Origin of the sequence: Micromonospora parathelypteridis (genome assembly GCF_014201145.1) — a bacterium.
Classification (GTDB): domain Bacteria; phylum Actinomycetota; class Actinomycetes; order Mycobacteriales; family Micromonosporaceae; genus Micromonospora; species Micromonospora parathelypteridis.
The window spans coordinates 1,043,093-1,060,191 of sequence record NZ_JACHDP010000001.1 but is presented as its reverse complement, the minus strand read 5'-3'; the positions used below and the strand labels follow the sequence as shown (position 1 = coordinate 1,060,191).

The following is a 17,099-nucleotide window of genomic DNA, read 5'->3' as shown; positions in this document are numbered from 1 at the left end:
ACTGTAGTCAGCGCCGGCGCCGCAGGGGCATCACCCAGACGGTCCACAACGGACGGTGTCACAGAGCGGGGGTGAAGCTCTGCCGGATCATCGGCAAGTATGCCGCGTTGACCTGCCAGTCGAACTCTTTTGTCAACCACGAGACGATGTACGAACGCGTGGCCGAGGTGTTGGCGAGCAACCGGAAGCTGTGTACCTGTTCGCCGGCGGCGTTTTCCCAGCCGCACTCCCAGACCGCGCCACCCTCGAAGATGTCCATCGCGGAGATGTCCACCTTGCGATAGCCCTCCAGTAGCGCGTCGCCGGTGGTGAGTCGCACCTCCTCGGCCTGCCAGTACGCCACCGGGTCGGGCCGCGCCGGCCCTGCCTCGACACTGAGCACCCGGGCGCCGTCGGGCTCCCGGAAACAGGTCACCGCCCCCTCGGCCCAGCGCGTCCAACCCACCGGCACGGCGATCCGAAACCCGGCCGGGTCGTCGTGCCAGGTCCAGCCGTCACGCAGCCGGTATCGCGCGTCGGCCGGCCGGGGCACCTTTGCCACCGAAGTGGCCGTCGGTGGCGGTGGCGGTGGCTTCGCGCAGGCGAACGCGGCCGGCCGGGAGGTCGGCGCGCCACCGCCGGAACCAGACGGTGGTGTCCGCTTACTGTTCCGGTCGACCAGCGCCAACGTGACGCCGGTGGCGACGAACAGGGCGGTGGCCGTCGCAACCAGGGCGATCAGTCGCTGCCGCCGTCGGCGGAGGCGGCTCGCTGGCGGTCCGGAAGGCGTCGCCGGGTCGCCGGACAGGCCCGCCGGGTCGACCGGACCCACCGGGTCTGCCGGCCCTGCCGGGTCGACCGGGCCCGCCGGGTCGACCGGACCCACCAGGCCCGCCGGGGCGATCGGGCGTCCCGGAGACGCCGGGCCTGCCGGGCCTGCCGGGTCGACCGGGTCGACCGGATCGACCGGATCGACCGGATCGACCGGATCGACCGGATCGACCGGATCGACCGGATCGACCGGGTCGACCCGGTTGGGCACCACGGCACGGCCCGCGCTGCGTACCGCTGCCACCGCCGACGACCGGGGCGGACCGATGGTCTGATTGTGGTCCGCCGCGGCATTTCGCAGCAGGGGCTCCACTTCGGTGGCGGTCAACCGCCGCCAGGGGTCGCGCTCCAGCAGGCCGGCGAGCGCGGGACGCAACGGACCGGCGCGGCGCATCGGGTCCGGTGGTTCGGTGGCCAGCGCGCTGAGCGTCGCCATTGCGCTCGACCGGGCGTACGGCGACTGTCCCTCGACCGTGGCGAAGAGCGTCGCGCCCAGCGACCACAGGTCGGTACGCGGATCGGACACCCCTTCGCGGGCCCGCTCCGGCGCCACGAACTGCGGCGAACCGAGCACCATGCCCGGCCCGGTCATCGCACCTTCGCCGCCGTCGAAGGTGGCCAGTCCGAAGTCGGTGAGCACCACCCGCCCGTCGTCGGCCACCAGCACGTTGTGCGGCTTCACATCGCGGTGCAGCACCCCGGCGGCGTGTGCGGCCCGCAATGCGGCGAGCACCGCCAGCCCGATCCGGGCGGTGCGCTGCGGGCTCAGTGGCCCCTCGGCGCTGATGATCTGCTGCACCGACCGGGACGGCACGTACTCCATCACGATCCAGGGGTTCTCCCGGTCGTGCACCACGTCGTAGATGCGGACCACGTTGGGGTGGTTGAGCCGGGCAGCGGTGCGTGCCTCGCGCAACGTCCGCAGCCGCAACTCCTCGCGCTCGGCCTCGGCCAGCCAACTCGGCGGCACGACCTCCTTCACCGCGACGTCGCGATGCAGCATCTCGTCGCGGGCAAGCCACACCCGGCCCATTCCGCCGGTGCCGACCAGGTCGAGAAGCCGGTACCGACCCGCGATCAGCAACTGATGCACGGTCGCTCCCCCTCGGTCACTCCGGGTTACACGATAGCCACGGATACCGGCATTCTCATCCACTGAGCGGCCTCGATCCACGCCGGACGGTGGCTTGGATCATGGCCATACGGCGCAGGTCAGTGGGGTGCTCGGAAACTGTCTCGCACTTTCGCCCAGTCTGCCCCGGCCGAGGCCCAGTCCGCGTCGTCGGTGATCCAGCCCAGCGTCCAACGGCCGGCCCCGACAACGTATTGCCGGGCGTGCAGCCAGGGCCCGTCCGGCGCCCGCCAGCGGCACTCCCATTCCGCCCCGCGGTCGCTGGCGGCGAGCAGGATCTCCTCGTACCCGGACAAGGCCCCGGCCCCGGCTGCCGCGTCACGGGCGGTCCGCAGCCGGACCAGGGGATCGGCCGCGCCGCCCTCGGCGACGCTGAAGGCCCGGCCGGTCGCCGGGTCCTGGAAGCAGGCCGACCCGCCGTCGCGGGAGTATCGCCAGGTCGCCGGAACGGTGACCCGGAAGCCGGAGGTGTCGGCGTGCCAGACCCAGCCGGGCGGTGGGCGGAGTTCCTTTTCGGGGGCCGGCGTGCCGGCCGACACCGGCGAACCGACGATGTCCGGGCGGACGCAGGGAAACGGTGGCGGGGGCACCCCGCCCCCGCCCGGCGGCGGGCGGGGGCGGTCGGGGCCGGGACCGAAGGGGCCATCCGGGCCGCCGCCGTAGGGCGGCGGCCCGTACGGCGGCGGCGCGGTGGGGCTGGCGGCGGTGCCGGTGGGCTCGTCAGCGGTGATAGCCAGCGCGGTGCCCACGCCGGCCGCGACGGCCACCAGTAGCGCCACGGCGACCAAGGCAGCCCGCCGCGCCGTGCGCGGCCCGTCCGGTCGGGAAAGCGCCGGAGCGGGCTCGCCCGGGTCGGTGGCCTGGCCGGGCTCGGGCAGCGGGATGGTGGGGTCCTGGTCCTGATCGGCCAGGTCCTCGGCCAGAGTGCTCCGGCCGCTCGCCGCCGGGCTGAGGTGGTCGGTCGCCGGCGGCGGGTCGGTGCGGCCGGTCGAGGCCGTGGTGAGCAACCGGCGGGCCGTCTCGTGGTCGAGGCGGTCGCGCGGGTCGCGGCGCAGCAGCCCGGCGAGCACCGGCGCGAGCGGCCCGGCGTGCGGGGCCGGATCCGGCGGCCCGGCGGCCAGTGCGCTCAGGGTGGCCATCGCGGTGCTGCGCGCGTACGGGGAGCGGCCCTCTACGGCGGCATGCAGGGTCGCTCCGAGCGACCACAGGTCGGCGGCCACCGTGGAGACCCCCTCGGCGGCCCGCTCGGGGGCGACGTACTGCGGGGAGCCGAGGACCATGCCGGGGCGGGTCATCGTGCCGTCGCCACCGTCGAAGGTGGCGAGCCCGAAGTCGGTGAGCATCACCCGCCCGTCATGCGCCACGAGCACGTTCTGCGGTTTGATGTCGCGGTGCAGCACGCCGGCGGTGTGCGCGGCCTGCAGCGCGTCGAGCACGGCCAGGCCGATCCGGGCGGCGTGGGCCGGCTCCAGTGGCCCTTCGTCGTCCACCAGGTCCTGCAGGGTGCGGGACGGCACGTACTCCATCACGATCCACGGGCTGCCCTCGACCGGGATGACGTCGTAGAGCCGGACCACGGCGGGATGGTTGAGGCGGGCCGCGGCACGCGCCTCCCGCAGGGTGCGCGAGCGCAGCTCGGCCCGTTCAGGTTCGGCCAGCCAACTCGGCGGCACGATCTCCTTCACCGCGACCTCGCGGTGCAGCATCTCGTCGCGGGCCCGCCACACCCGACCCATGCCCCCGCGACCCACCAGGTCGAGCAGCCGGTACCGACCGGCGATCAGCACCTAGGCACGCTCCTCCTCAGCCGCTGTCCGGGCTACACCCTAACCAGCGGATCGGAAGTCACCTATCGGTCGTCCGACTCGGTCAGCAGGCGGCGTGGTCGGCGCGGGCCAGCAGATTGCCCTCCGGGATGGCGATCCGGGTACGCCCACCAGCCAGTCGGGCGGCGGCACGCCGGGCCTGCAGCGGGCCGTGCTCCCGACGGGCAGCGGCGTAGCTGGCGGCGGTGCGGGCCGCGATGGTGGCCCACCCGTACTGTTCGCCGACCATGGTGCGGGCCCGGCGGGCCACCCTTCGGGCGAAGACCTCGTCGTCGAGGAGTTGACCGACCGCGCCGGCGAGCGCGTCGGGGTCGCTGTGCGGGAACGTCACCCCGGTCACGCCGGGCTCGACGATCTCGGCGAGGCCGCCGGTGCTGGCCACCGCCAGCGGCGCTCCGGCGGCCGCCGCCTCCAACGCCACCATGCCGAACGGCTCGTAGAGGCTGGGCACCACGGTCGCGTCGGTGGCGCCGAGCATCGCCGGCAGTTGGGTGGAGTCGAGGAAGCCGGTGAACCGGACGGTCGAGCAGAGCGCCAGGCGCCGGGCCTGGGCCTCCAACTCGGCGCGGTACGGGCCGTCGCCGGCGATCACCACGCGGAGCCCTGGGTGCCGCTCGCGTAGCCGGGGGACCGCGTGCACCAGGTGCTGGACACCCTTCTCGTAGACCAGCCGCCCGGCGTACCCGACCAGCGGGCCGTCCCCGGCGAACCGTGCTCGGGCCGACGCGACCGCCCGCGGTCGGGCCCGCCAGGCCCGGCCGTCGACCCCGTTGGGCACCACGTCGACCTGGGCGGCCGGTGCGTCGAACAGCGCGGTGACCTGCTCACGCATGTAGCCGGAGCAGACGATGACCCGGCCGGATTCGTTGCTGAGCCAGTGTTCGACGCCGTGGATGGTGCGGTTCATTTCTTCGGGTAGCCAGCCCTGGTGTCGTCCGGCCTCGGTGGCGTGGATGGTGCTGACCAGGGGGATGTCGAGGTGGTCGCGCAACGTCATCGCGGTGTGGGCGACGAGCCAGTCGTGGGCGTGGATGACGTCGTAGCTACCGGCTTGGGTGGCGCGGAGGGCGGTGCGGGTGAGGGTGTGGTTGAAGGCCATGGTCCAGGCCAGCAATGAGTCGGTGGCGAGGGGGAAGGTGACCGGGTCCTCGGGGGCGCGCAGGATGTGGACGCCGTCGGCGTATTCCTCGTGGGGTGCGCCGTCGCTGTGGCGGGTGACGACGGTGACGTCGTGGCCGGCGGCGGCGAGGGCCACGGAGAGGGCGTGCACGTGTCGACCGAGGCCGCCGACGAGCACCGGCGGGTACTCCCAGGAGAGCATCAGCACCCGCAGTTGCCGGGCGGGGTGGATGTCGATCACGTGGGCATCGGGTGACATGCGGCCCCCTTTGAGTTGTCCCCGGGCGCGCGCCGACCGACACCGGAAGTCGATGTCGCCGTCGCGTCTGGATCGGGGCCAATCCTGCCGGGATCGAGATAACCAGCGGCGACACCACCGTTGCGGTCGTGTAAAGCGCTACTGGCCCTTTCGGCGCACCCGCAGCAGCTCCGCAACCGACCACGCCTGGAATGGGCAGCCGGTCGCGGCGTGCGGCGCGACGCCGTCGGCCGTCTCGCTCACCGAGCCTAACCCATACTCGGTCAGATGAGCCTCAATGCCGACGAACACGTCATCGACTGACATCTTTCCCCGGCGGGCGGCATCGACGTACGGGCCGAGCAGCCATGGCCAGACCGTGCCCTGGTGGTAGCCCCCGTCCCGGTCGGCCGGGCCACCCCGGTGCCGGCCCACGAATTCCGGCGCGTCCGGGGCGAGGCTGCGCGGCCCGAGCGGGGTGAGCAGCCCGCCCGCGATCCGGCGAAGCGTCGCCTCGTCCGGCTCCATCGGTGCGAACGGCAGCGACCAGGCCAGCAACTGGTTGGGGCGTAGCGCGTCGTCGTCGTGCAGGGCGGCCCCACCCAGGGGGTACGCCGGCGCGGGCGCGTCCAGCACGTCGTGCAGCCAGCCGGTCGGCGCCGGGAAACGCTCCCGGAACGAGGTGGTGGCCTGCCCGTGCCGTCGCCACAGCTCGTCCGCGTCCTGCCCGGCCAGCTCAGCCAGCTCGGCGAGCCCCGCCAGCCCGTTGATCCACAACGCGTTGACCTCGACCGGCTTGCCGGTGCGCGGGGTGACCGGTACGCCGTACACCCGGGCGTCCATCCAGGTCAGCGCCGTGCCGGGGGCGCCCTGGGCGAGCAGCCCGTCGGCCGGGTCGACGCGGATCCCGTACCGGGTGCCGGCCACATGGGCGTCGACCACCGCCCGCAGCGCGGGCAGCAGCTCGTCGCCGAGATCGGTGTCACCGGTGACGGTGACGTGCCGGCTCACCGCGTGCAGGAACCACAGCGTGCCGTCGACGGTGTTGTACTCCACCCGGCCGGTGTCGGCCGTGTTGGCCAGCATCCCCTCGGACAGCGTCGCCGCGTACGCCCGCAGTAGTGCCCTTCCCAGCTCGACCCGACCGGTGCAGAGGAACAACCCCTCGTACGAGATCATCGTGTCCCGCGACCAGGCCCCGAACCACGGGTAGCCGGCGACCACGTCCACCGCCGCGTCATTGGTGCGCACCACGAACGCGTCGGCGGCCAGCGCCAGGGTGGCCTCCACGTCGTCGGCTGGCTTCGCCGCCGCCACCACCTGCCGGTTGCGCCGTCGGGCCGTCGCCACGATCTCTTCCGCCGGCATCGGCTCCAGGTCGAGCGGGGCGGCCCAGGCTCGCACCGACACCGTGTCGCCGGGACGTTCCAGCTCGCCGGCGAAGCGTCCCGCGTACCAGAGGTCCTCGTCCGGCTGCAGACCCCGGTTGGCCTCCTCACGGTGGTGTACGCCCAGCCACCACTGCCCCTCGGGCGTCCAGCCCGGGCCGGCCAGCCGGTACGCACCCTCCACTACCGCGCCGTCGGCCACCGCCTCGACCTGCGGGATCGGGCCGTCGGCACGCCGCTCGCCGTGCGCGTCGCGCCAGGTGCAGGCGGCGGAGAGTTCCAGCCGGACGGGCCCGCCGGCGACCAGCCGGTGCACCACCGCCACGCAGGAACGGCCGGGCAGCATGGCCAACTCCCGCTCGATCACCACCGCGCCGATCCGCCACCGCCACCGGGGCAGCCCGTCGACCAGGTCGAAGCGCTCCAGCAGCTCGAAGCCGCGCGGGTCCACGTCGCCGGAGGACCACTCGTGCGCGCCGAGCCGCACCCGAGCACCGGACGGCAGGGTGACCGCCGGGTCCAGACTGACCAGTCCCACCTGACGGGACGCCGGGGTTTCGCCGGGGACCACCAACAGACCGTGGTATCGACGCGTTCGCAGCCCGCTGACGGTGCCCATCGCATAACCGCCGAGGCCGTCGGGGACCAACCACTCCCGGCTCGCCGCACTGGTCAGATCGCCGCAGACCTGGGGGCCGAAGTGAATGTCAATCAACTTTCCTCCACCGGCGGCGGGGTGTAACACGCCACGACGAGAATGGCCGCTGTGGTCAAGTACCGCGGCGGCGTCAAAGATGTGCACGTGATCACTGACCGATCGTCCTCCGACGCCTCGCCACCCGACGCTGAGCGGCTCCGGCTCGCCCAGGCCGACTCGGGGGAGCAGGACTGGCGCGCATGGGGTCCCTATCTGTCCGAACGGGCGTGGGGGACGGTGCGGGAGGACTACAGCGAGCACGGTACGGCCTGGGACTACTTCCCGCATGACCACGCGCGGTCCAGAGCCTACCGGTGGAATGAAGACGGGATGGCGGGCGTCTGCGACGAACGACAGACGTTCGCGTTCGCTCTCGCGCTGTGGAACGGCAGGGACCCGATCCTCAAGGAGCGGATGTTCGGTCTCGGCGGAGACAGCGGCAACCACGGCGAGGACGTCAAGGAGTACTGGTGGTACGAGGACTCCACGCCCACCCACTCGTGGATGCGCTGGCGCTACCACTACCCGCAGGCCGCCTTCCCGTACGACGAACTCGTCGCGGTGAACGCGTTGCGCGGCCGCGACGACACCGAGTACGAGCTGGTGGACACCGGGATCTTCGACGACGACCGGTACTGGGCGGTGACCGTCGACTACGCCAAGGCGTCCCCGACCGACCTCTGCATCGTGGTTACCGTCACCAACCGGGCCGACCGGGCGGAGACCCTACACGTGCTGCCCACCCTGTGGTTCCGCAACACCTGGGCCTGGGGCCTGCCCGGTGGCGACCGGGTCCCCCGGCTGACCGGCCAGGGCACCCGCCTCGTCGGCGAGCACCGGGTGTTCGGCCAACTGCTGCTGGAGGGCGACGGCGGCCCGGTGCCGCTGCTCTGTGACAACGACACCAACGCCGAGCGGCTCTGGGGCCTGCCCGGCCGCTCGCCGTACCCGAAGGACGGCATCAACGACCACGTGGTCAACGGCGCGGCCACGGTCAACCCGGCGCGGGAGGGCACCAAGGGCGCGCTGCACTACGTGCTCGACGTGCCGGCCGGCGGGCAGCGCCAGATCCGGCTGCGGCTGACCCGTACCGCGTCACCGCCGGCCGCCGCGCCGCCGCCTCCGGCGGACCTCAGCGACGGCTTCGAGGCGGTGGTGTGGGCGCGGCGGGCCGAGGCGAACCGGTTCTTCGCCGGGGTGATCCCGCAGGCCGCCACGCAGGACGAGGCGCTGGTGGCCCGGCAGGCCATCGCCGGGTTGATGTGGGGCAAGCAGTTCTACCACTTCGACGTCAAGCGCTGGCTCGAAGGCGACCCGGGCTCCACACCACCGCCGGCCGGGCGCCGGCACGGGCGCAACAGCGCCTGGTGGCACATGACCAGCTTCGACGTCATCTCCATGCCCGACCCCTGGGAGTACCCCTGGTACGCGGCGTGGGACCTGGCCTTCCACTGCGTCAGCATCGCCCGGGTCGACCCCGGCTTCGCCAAGGAGCAGCTCCTGCTCCTGCTGCGTGAGTGGTACCTGCACCCCAACGGGCAGATCCCGGCGTACGAGTGGGCGTTCGGTGACGTGAACCCGCCGGTGCACGCGTGGGCGGCGCTGAAGGTGTTCGAGATCGACGGCGGTCGGGACTACGAGTTCCTGGCCCGGGTGATGCACAAGTTGCTGCTCAACTTCACCTGGTGGGTCAACCGCAAGGACACCGGCGGCAACAACGTCTTCGAGGGCGGTTTCCTCGGGCTGGACAACGTCGGGCCCTTCGACCGCTCGGCGGCGCTGCCGGTGGCCGGTGTGCTGGAGCAGTCCGACGGCACCGGCTGGATGGCCATGTACGCGCTGAACCTGCTGGACATGGCGATCGTGCTCGCCGAGCACGACCGGACCTGGGTGGACACCGCCACCAAGTTCTTCGAGCACTTCGCCTACATCGCCGCCGCCGCGTACGAGCAGGGGTTGTGGGACGAGGAGGACGCCTTCTTCTACGACGTGCTGCGCCTCGCCGACGGCACGAAGGTGCCGCTGAAGGTCCGTTCCGTCGTCGGGCTGCTGCCGTTGGCCGCCACCACCCGGCTCACCGCGAAGACCCTGCACCGGCTACCGGAGTTGGGCGCGCGGTTGCGCTGGTTCCTCACCAACCGCCCGGAGTACGCCCAGGTGATCGGCACCCGCCGGCTGGGCCCCGATGGTCGGCAGCAGCGACTGCTGTCCATGGTCGGCCCGGAGCAGGTGGTCCGACTGCTCGCCCGGATGTTGGACCCCGACGAGTTCCTCTCCGAGTACGGCCTGCGGACGCTGTCTCGCGCGCATCTGGACAAGCCGTTCTCCGTCGCCCTCGGCGGGCAGGAGTTCTCGGTCGGCTACGAGCCGGCCGAGTCGACCAGCGGACTGTTCGGCGGCAACTCGAACTGGCGGGGTCCGATCTGGATGCCGACGAACTTCCTGCTGATCAGCGCTCTGCGTGACTATGCGGCGTTCTTCGGCGACGACCTTCAGGTGGAATATCCGACCCGCTCCGGGGTGAAGCGCTCGCTGGACGAGATCGCCGACGATCTCTCCGCTCGGCTGATCTCGCTCTTCACCCAGGACGACTGGGGCCGGCGGCCGATCTACGGTGCCGCTCAGATGTTCCAGACCCACCCGGACTGGCGGGACCTGATCGCGTTCCCCGAGTACTTCCACGGTGACAACGGGGCCGGTCTGGGTGCCTGGCACCAGACCGGCTGGACGGCCCTTGTCGCCGACCTGATCCTCACGCTGCGTCGCTGACCCCCCCGGCCTGCCGCGCCGGGCCCACCTCGCGGCATGATCGCGCTCGATCCTTGTTGTAGTGGGGTCCCTGGCGCCGGGAGGCCACTCGATCCTGGATCGAGCGCGATCATGCTCCCTGCAGGGCCGTCAGGCGGTGACGAGGCCGAACTTGATCAGGCTGTCGGCGGTGTCGGTGATGGTCGTCTCCACCGGGCGAGGCCGCCAGCCGAGGACGTCGCGGGCCTTGTCGTTGCTGATCACCGGGATCTGGCCACGAAGGGCGGCCGCGTCCCGCAGCGCCGGTTCGGTCTTCGCGGCCTCGCGGACCTCCTCGTCGGTGAGTTCCCGGGTGGGCACCCGGTCGGCAAGGCTGGGCAGGTGCCGAGCCAGCATCTTCGCCACGTCGAAGAAGCTGATCGACGGGCCGCCGACGCCGATGAACCGCTCGCCGGCGGCGGCCGGGTGCAGCATCGCGCCTAGGTGCAGGTCGACCACGTCCCGGACGTCCACCACCCCGAAGTACATCCGGGGTACGACCGGCCTCGACCCCTGCAGGAACGCCTGCACCAGACCGGTCGACGCGGACACCCGCGCCCCCACCAACGGCCCGAAGATGCCGGTCGGGTTGATGACGCTCAGCTCGATCCCGCCGTTGTCCCGGACGTAGTCCCAGGCGGCGCGCTCGGCGAGCGTCTTCGACCGGTGGTACGCCGGAATGTCGTCATCCACGTTCGTCCAGTCCGCCTCGCTGTACCGCCCGTCGGGCTTGACCGTGTAACCCACCGCCGCGTACGACGAGGTCAGCACCACCCTCCGTACGCCGGCCTCGCGGGCGGCCCGCAGGACGCGCAGCGTTCCTTCGCGTGCTGGCCGGATCACCTCGTCCTCGTCCTCCGGCGCGGTGAACGGGAACGGTGACGCGTGGTGCAGCACGTACCGCACCCCGTCGACCGCTTCGGCCCAGCCCTCGTCGGTGGCGAGGGCCGCCGTCCGGAACTCGACCCGGCCGTTCGGGTCCGTGCCAATCTGCCGCATCCGGTCGAGCACCTCGTCCTGCTGGCCCGGATCGCGGACGGTGACCCGCACCCGGTAGCCCTCGTCGAGCAACCGGACGACGGAGTACCCGCCAAGGTGTCCAGTGGCACCGGTGACCAGCACGGGGGTGTCGTCGGTGGCGCTCAGCGGTATGTCGTTACGCATGATCCGTCCCATCGTTGCTCAGAACTCCTGAAGGGTTCGTTCGACCTGCTGGATCGCGCGGGCCTCGGCGGCCCTGTCGCCGCGGTACCGGGCGGCCCACATGTCCGCCTTGCCGCGCATGTACGCCTGGCGTACCCGTAGCCGCTCGATCTCCGTGGTCAGCCGGTCGGCGTGCCGGGCGAAGAGGTCGTGCTGTTCGGCGGCGGCCGCCCGGTCGCCCTCGGCGAGCAGCGCCAGGTACCGGCGCATTTCCGCGACGCTCATCCCGGACGATCGCAGGCAGGCCAGGGCGTCGACCCGCTCGGCGAGCGGGGTGTCGTAGCGGCGGTGGCCGCTGCTGTCGTCGCGCGGCACCACGCCGAGCAGTCCGACCTTCTCGTAGTAGCGCAGCGTCGGCTCGCTGAAGCCTGACCGCTGGGCCATCTCCTGAATGCTCAGGGGCGGTTGTGTCCGCTCCCGACCCGCCTTCGTCGCTGCCATGACTGAAGCGTCCCCAACCTCAAGCGCTTCAAGTCAAACGATGTGACCCGGGGCACGGGGTCCCGACGAGCCTCTGTCACCGCCAGTGTGATACGTCCGTAATGCCATAACTTGTCTCTTTTGTCATCGTTCAATCGTTGACGGGTGCCGAACACGCCGAGCACGCCCGTCAGTCGAGCTGAACGGGGGAAATTGGTGAGTTCTGTCCTGCGAAGAGTGACGACGGCATCCACGGCGGTGCTGGTCGCCGGCCTGGCGACCTTGGGGTTGGGGACACCGGCCCGGGCGGCACCGGGTGACGCGAACGCGCGAGGTGTCGTCGTCGGCCTGTCAGCGGCGGTGCTCGGCATACCCGTGATCAGCGCGGACACCACCATCGGTACGGCCACCGCCCCGGCTGCCGGCGGCACCGACACCGACAACCAGGCCATCGCGATGCCCGGGGCGGTCGGCGTGACCGCCACCGGCACCGTCGAGGTCACCGCCACCCGCGCGGCGGCCTCGTCGTCGGCCTTCGCCAGCGTCACGAACTTCAACATGGCCATGCTCGGCATCGCCGTGCTGGAGGCGACCGAGGCAACCGCCACCGCGACCTGCCCGCAGGTCGGTGCGACCAGCGCCGGCACGACCCTCGTCGGGATGGAACTCTTCGGCTCGGCCGTGGCGCCGGTGGCGAATGGCCCACCGATCGTGGCCAGCGCGCCCGTGGTGGTGCCCGGGCTGCTGGGCGCGAGTTTGAGCGTCTCGTTGACCCGGACCGAGACGACCACCGTCAACGGTGCCGCCGCGGTCGCGGTGCGGGCCACCGGCACCTTGTCGGGCACCGCCCTCGGCGTACCGACGACGATCCCGGTCGGGACCGTGATCGTGGCCGAGGCCAGCTGCGAGCGTCCGTCGGCGACGCCCACCGCCGCGGCGATCACGCCGGACGAGGGCCCACAGTCGGGCGGCCAGACGGTCACGATCACTGGTACGGGCTTCATCCCGGGTGGCACCACGGTCACCTTCGACGGCGTTCCGGCGACAGGTGTCACGGTGGCACCGGGCGGCACCTCGTTGACGGCGGTCACCCCGGCCGGTGCGATCGGCCCGGCGTCGGTCGTGGCCAGCACGGTGAACGGCACGGCACCACCGCTGGGCTACACGTACCTGGCCGACGGCAGTGCTGCTGTGGTCACCGACCTCGCGCCCGCCTCCGGGCCGACCGTCGGCGGCACGACGGTGACGATCACCGGGACCGGCTTCGCCGAGGTGCGGGGAGTGGACTTCAACGGACTGCCCGGCACCGACTTCACCGTCGACCAGGCCGGCACCACGATCACCGTGGTGTCCCCGCCGAACCCCGCCGGACCTGCCCTGGTCGAGCTGGTGTTCCCGGCCGGGCGGGTGACCGCGCCGACGTTCACCTACATCGCGCCGACGATCACCACCGTCGTGCCGAACTCGGGCCCGAACACCGGTGGTACGACGGTGACGATCACCGGGACCGGGTTCACCGGCGCGACCGGCGTGACCTTCGGCGACACGCCGGGCACCAATCTCGTCGTCGACCCGAGCGGCAGCTCGCTGACCGTGGTCACACCGCCAGGGCCCGTCGGCCCGGTGGACGTGAGCGTGCTCCTCCCGGGCGCGAACGCGGGCGCGCCGGACGGATTCACGTACGTGGCCGCTGCTCCGACCGCTGGGGCGATCACACCGGACGAGGGTCCGCAGTCGGGTGGACAGACCGTGACGATCACCGGTACGGGCTTCATCCCCGGTGGCACGACGGTCACGTTCGACGGAGCACCGGCGACCGGAGTCACGGTCAACCCGCAGGGCACGTCGCTGACGGCGGTCACCCCGTCCGGTGCCATCGGCCCGGCGGTCGTGGTGGTGACCACTGGTGGTGGTTCGTCCGCAGAGCTGGACTACACGTACCTGGCCGATCAGGGTGACGCCGCCGTGACCGGGTTGACCCCGACGACCGGGCCGACCTCCGGTGGCACCACGGTGACCATCACCGGGACCGGGCTCAGCGGCGCGACCGGCGTGACGTTCGACGGGGTGCCCGGCACCGGCTTCACCGTCGACCAGGCCGGCACCACGATCACCGTGGTCACCCCGGCTGGCCTGCCTGGCCCGGTGGACGTGACCGTGCAACTTCCCGGTGACGACGTCACCGTGCCGGACGGCTTCGCGTACCGAATCGCGCCGCCGGTCGTCGATGCGCTGTCCCCGGCGCAGGGACCGGTCGGTGGCGGCACCACCGTGACGGTCGCCGGTTCCGGCTTCGTTCCGGGTGGCACCGTGGTCACCATCTGCGGCCGGACCATCCCGGCGAGCGAGGTCACCGTGGCGCCGGGCGGGCGTTCGTTGACCTTCCGCACTCCAGCCTGCGCGGCCGGGAACACGACTGTCGTCGTGCGTACCGATGGTGGGGTCTCCAGCGGACTCACCTTCCGCTTCGTTCCGCGGAGCCTGCCGGTGACCGGTGACGCCATCGCCGCGCCGTTGACCGTCGGCGCGATGCTGGCTCTCCTCGGCATCGTCCTCGTACTGCTGACCCGACGCCGGCAGCGCGCCGGCCGGATCGGCTGACCGGCTGTCCCGGCCGGGGCCCAACCCGGGCCCCGGCCGGGAGGTTCACCCTGCCGCGTTGTGCTTCGCGACCAGGCTCGGAAGCTCGTCCAGCGAGTCGATGCGGAACAGGCACTGCTCGGACACGGCGGGAAGGTCGAGGATGTGACCCCACGGACCGCGCCGGATCAGGCAGGTGTTCATGCCGGTCAGCATGGCCGGGCGTACGTCGTTGTCGGGCCGATCGCCAACGTAGAGGATCGAGGAGGCGTCGCCACCGCCTTCGCGAACGACCCGCTCGAAGAAGGCCGGTGCCGGCTTCGCCACGCCCCAACCGTGTGAGGTGCCGATGGCGTCCACCGGGAGGTCGAGAGCGCGGAGAAGCGCCTCGGCATGAGCTGGCTGGTTGCCGGCCAGGCCCACGAACAGACCCTGGTCCTTCAAGGAGGTCAGGCATCCTCGGGCGTCGGGGTAGAGGTCGTCTTCGCCGAACGACTCCGGCTTGCCGGCGGCTGCTCGGCGCTCCAACTCGGCCGCGAGATCGAAATCGGGCCGGAAGACCCGGAACGTCTCCTGATAGTCCAGACCCCGGGCGATCACCGCACCGAAGACCGCCGAGAACGTGTGCCGTGGAACGCCGAGCCAGTCTGCCCAGGTCTCGAACTCGCGGGACTCGTCGAGAATCGTCCCGCCAACATCGAAGAAGATCGCCTTGAGCAATGTGTCCCCCGTCACGCTCGCATTGCCAGTGAATCATAGACGCGATCGACGCTCATGTTCACGTGGCGATAGGCGGCTTGCACTCATCGCCCGGCGCTCCGGTCGAGGGATCGCAGCGCCCGCATGCCGAGCGCCGCCCCGACGGCGAAGGTCAGCCGCCTCGCCGATCAAGGAGTTGTGGTGGGTGACAAAGCATCCGTCATAACGCCTAACGGGCACCACAACTCCATGATCGACGGGTTGGTGTTAACCCCGAGAAGCTGTCGCACCGGAGTTGATGGTCAGCCGCATCGTCTGGGAAGGCATCGGCACGAAGCCCAAGGCGCGGTAGAGCGGCTCCCCGGCCTCGCTGGCCTTCAGCTCGACCAGGGTCACCCCTCGCTGGTGATACCAGCTCAGTAGGCCTTCCATGCAGGCGCGGGCGTATCCGCGCCGGCGGTAGCCGGGGTCGGTCACCGCGTTGAAGACATACCCGATCACACCGCTGGGGTTGAGCGGGCCGCCCAGCCGATATTCGATGACGCCGATCACGCATGCCGCCAGCTCGCCGGGCACGTCTGGCTTGTCGGTGACGTACGCCGCCAGGGTGTCCTGTGGATCCACAAGGCGCCGGCGCAGGGTCCGCAGCGCGTCGTCCTGCCACCGGCCGGGCTCCGGCGCTCGTCCGTTCAGGCCTGTGAACATAACCCCGCGGAGCCTCACCAGTGCCGGGGCATCCTCAACTGTCGCGCGACGTGCTGTGATCACACGACGGACCGTACTGGCAAGACCTCCAGTCCCGCCAGCAGCGTTTTTGCACGGCGGCCGGCTCGACGAGGCCGGTGCCGGCATTGCTGCTAGTACGGGGGCGTGGCTGTCTCCGGTGGGTGCCGCCGTGACCGTCTCGTGTCAGCGGCGGCGACGCCGAGCAGCACCACGGCCGCCGCCGCGCCGGCGGCGAGCGGTGTGAGGTGGAGGGTCACCGGCGTCAGCAGGCCGAGAGTCAGCAGGCCAGCTATCCGGGATCGGGAGACTCTGGCGAAGACCTGGTATTCGAGAGCCGATCGGCCGACGAGGAAGAGCACCGGACCGCCGAGGATGGCGATGAGCCAGGCCGCCGGCAGGTGCCCGAGCGGCTCGGTGACGAACAGTTCGAAGCCAACGCCGCTCAGCACGATCCCCGCGATCATGATCAGGTGGGTGAACGCCATGTCGGTCGCGAGCCGATCGGCGCTGCGGGAACGGCTTACGGCGGCATCCAACAACCCTCCCGCGACGTGGAAGTAGATCCGCCAGAACAGGACGGTGGTCGCCAGTGCGAGGAGGAAGCCGACCGTCTGGTCGGCGTGAAACTCACTGCCGCTGAACGCCAGCCCGATGACGAAGATCGCTTCACCGATCGCGATGAGGAGGAACTGTTGGTATCGCTCGGCCAGGTGCTCGGCCGCGATCATCGGGCCGCCGATCCGTTGCGCGCCGATCCGAGGGGTCGGCCAGCCGAGCAGCAGCCCGGTGTAGTCGATCAGCACGGCGATGGTCCAGAGCGGCCCGCGGACCGTGCCCTCGTCAGCCAGACCGCCAATGACCCAGAGCGGCGCGCTCAGACCGAACCAGAACAGCACCCGGGAGGTTTGCCGCGGATCCGGCCGGCCGTGCCCGGCGACGTGGAAGTAGATCACGCGACCGATCTGGAGGCTCACGTAGGTGATGGCGAAGAGGGGGGCCCGCGCGCCGAAGCCGTCGGGCACCGCGACAGCCATCGTCATGGAGCCGACCATCGTCATGACGATGACGGTCTGGACTATCGGCGCCTCCGGGTCCAGCCAACTGGTCGACCAGACGGTCAACGACCAGACTGCCCACAGCGCCAGGAACAGCAGCAGGGCCTGACCGAGACCGGCGTACACGCCCCGCTGGCCGTCGGTGAAGTCATCGATCACCCGCGCGGAGATCCGGGTGAGGGCGAAGACGAAGACCAGGTCGAGGAAGAGCTCCAGAAAGGTCGCCCGCTGGCGGGTGGCCTCGCTGCGCACCAGCTCGTCGCGGTGCCTTTCGCTCATCGATCCGCCACGGGCCGGTGTCGCCGAACGACCACATGCCCTCCCGTCTCGGTGATCTCCTCACCTAACGAACCAGGGGTCGGCTGTGGCACGTGGAGCCACGGACCTGACCATTCCGCGCAGTCGCCAATCCGTCACCG

At 71.4% G+C, this 17,099-nt stretch carries 11 protein-coding genes; 2 read left to right on the top strand and 9 right to left on the bottom strand.

The features are described from left to right. Positions 1-58: 58 nt before the first annotated feature. The 4 genes from HNR20_RS32630 to HNR20_RS04290 all read right to left on the bottom strand — a co-directional run bounded on the left by HNR20_RS32630 (position 59) and on the right by HNR20_RS04290 (position 7,228). Positions 59-1,843, bottom strand: a complete 1,785-nt coding sequence (locus HNR20_RS32630) for a serine/threonine-protein kinase (protein ID WP_444543411.1) — start codon at positions 1,841-1,843, stop codon at positions 59-61. 179 nt (positions 1,844-2,022) lie between these two features. Continuing rightward, entirely contained in the window at positions 2,023-3,729 is a 1,707-nt protein-coding gene (locus HNR20_RS04300) for a serine/threonine-protein kinase (RefSeq protein WP_229687175.1), read from the bottom strand. An 82-nt stretch (positions 3,730-3,811) separates the two neighbouring features. Then, positions 3,812-5,146, bottom strand: a complete 1,335-nt coding sequence (locus tag HNR20_RS04295; protein ID WP_184176652.1) for a glycosyltransferase family 4 protein — start codon at positions 5,144-5,146, stop codon at positions 3,812-3,814. Between the two features lie 138 nt (positions 5,147-5,284). Continuing rightward, a complete protein-coding gene (locus HNR20_RS04290; protein WP_184176650.1) occupies positions 5,285-7,228 on the bottom strand; it encodes an amylo-alpha-1,6-glucosidase in 1,944 nt (647 codons plus the stop codon). A 42-nt stretch (positions 7,229-7,270) separates the two neighbouring features. Here HNR20_RS04290 and HNR20_RS04285 point away from each other — a divergent pair, with 42 nt between their 5' ends. Beyond that, complete coding sequence (locus tag HNR20_RS04285) at positions 7,271-9,979, top strand: MGH1-like glycoside hydrolase domain-containing protein (RefSeq protein ID WP_184176648.1); 2,709 nt, start codon at positions 7,271-7,273, stop codon at positions 9,977-9,979. A gap of 129 nt (positions 9,980-10,108) precedes the next feature. On the opposite strand, the gene HNR20_RS04280 is transcribed toward HNR20_RS04285, so the two are convergent. Both HNR20_RS04280 and HNR20_RS04275 read right to left on the bottom strand, forming a co-directional pair. After that, positions 10,109-11,161, bottom strand: coding sequence for an NAD-dependent epimerase/dehydratase family protein (locus HNR20_RS04280; RefSeq protein ID WP_184176646.1), 1,053 nt, complete (start codon positions 11,159-11,161; stop codon positions 10,109-10,111). Between the two features lie 18 nt (positions 11,162-11,179). After that, positions 11,180-11,641 (bottom strand): MerR family transcriptional regulator, encoded by a 462-nt coding sequence (locus HNR20_RS04275; RefSeq protein ID WP_184176644.1) that lies wholly within the window; start codon positions 11,639-11,641, stop codon positions 11,180-11,182. Positions 11,642-11,857: 216 nt separating this feature from the next. Between HNR20_RS04275 and HNR20_RS04270 the strand changes: the two genes are divergently transcribed. Next, positions 11,858-14,221, top strand: a complete 2,364-nt coding sequence (locus HNR20_RS04270) for an IPT/TIG domain-containing protein (protein WP_184176642.1) — start codon at positions 11,858-11,860, stop codon at positions 14,219-14,221. Between the two features lie 45 nt (positions 14,222-14,266). Here HNR20_RS04270 and HNR20_RS04265 read toward each other — a convergent pair whose 3' ends face one another. The 3 genes from HNR20_RS04265 to HNR20_RS04255 form a co-directional block, all read right to left on the bottom strand. Continuing rightward, entirely contained in the window at positions 14,267-14,920 is a 654-nt protein-coding gene (locus HNR20_RS04265) for an HAD family hydrolase (RefSeq protein WP_184187947.1), read from the bottom strand. A gap of 246 nt (positions 14,921-15,166) precedes the next feature. Then, positions 15,167-15,604, bottom strand: coding sequence for a GNAT family N-acetyltransferase (locus tag HNR20_RS04260; RefSeq protein ID WP_229687173.1), 438 nt, complete (start codon positions 15,602-15,604; stop codon positions 15,167-15,169). A gap of 152 nt (positions 15,605-15,756) precedes the next feature. Next, positions 15,757-16,959: a low temperature requirement protein A gene (locus HNR20_RS04255; protein WP_184176638.1), complete on the bottom strand. Its 1,203-nt coding sequence runs from the start codon at positions 16,957-16,959 to the stop codon at positions 15,757-15,759. Positions 16,960-17,099: the final 140 nt, after the last annotated feature.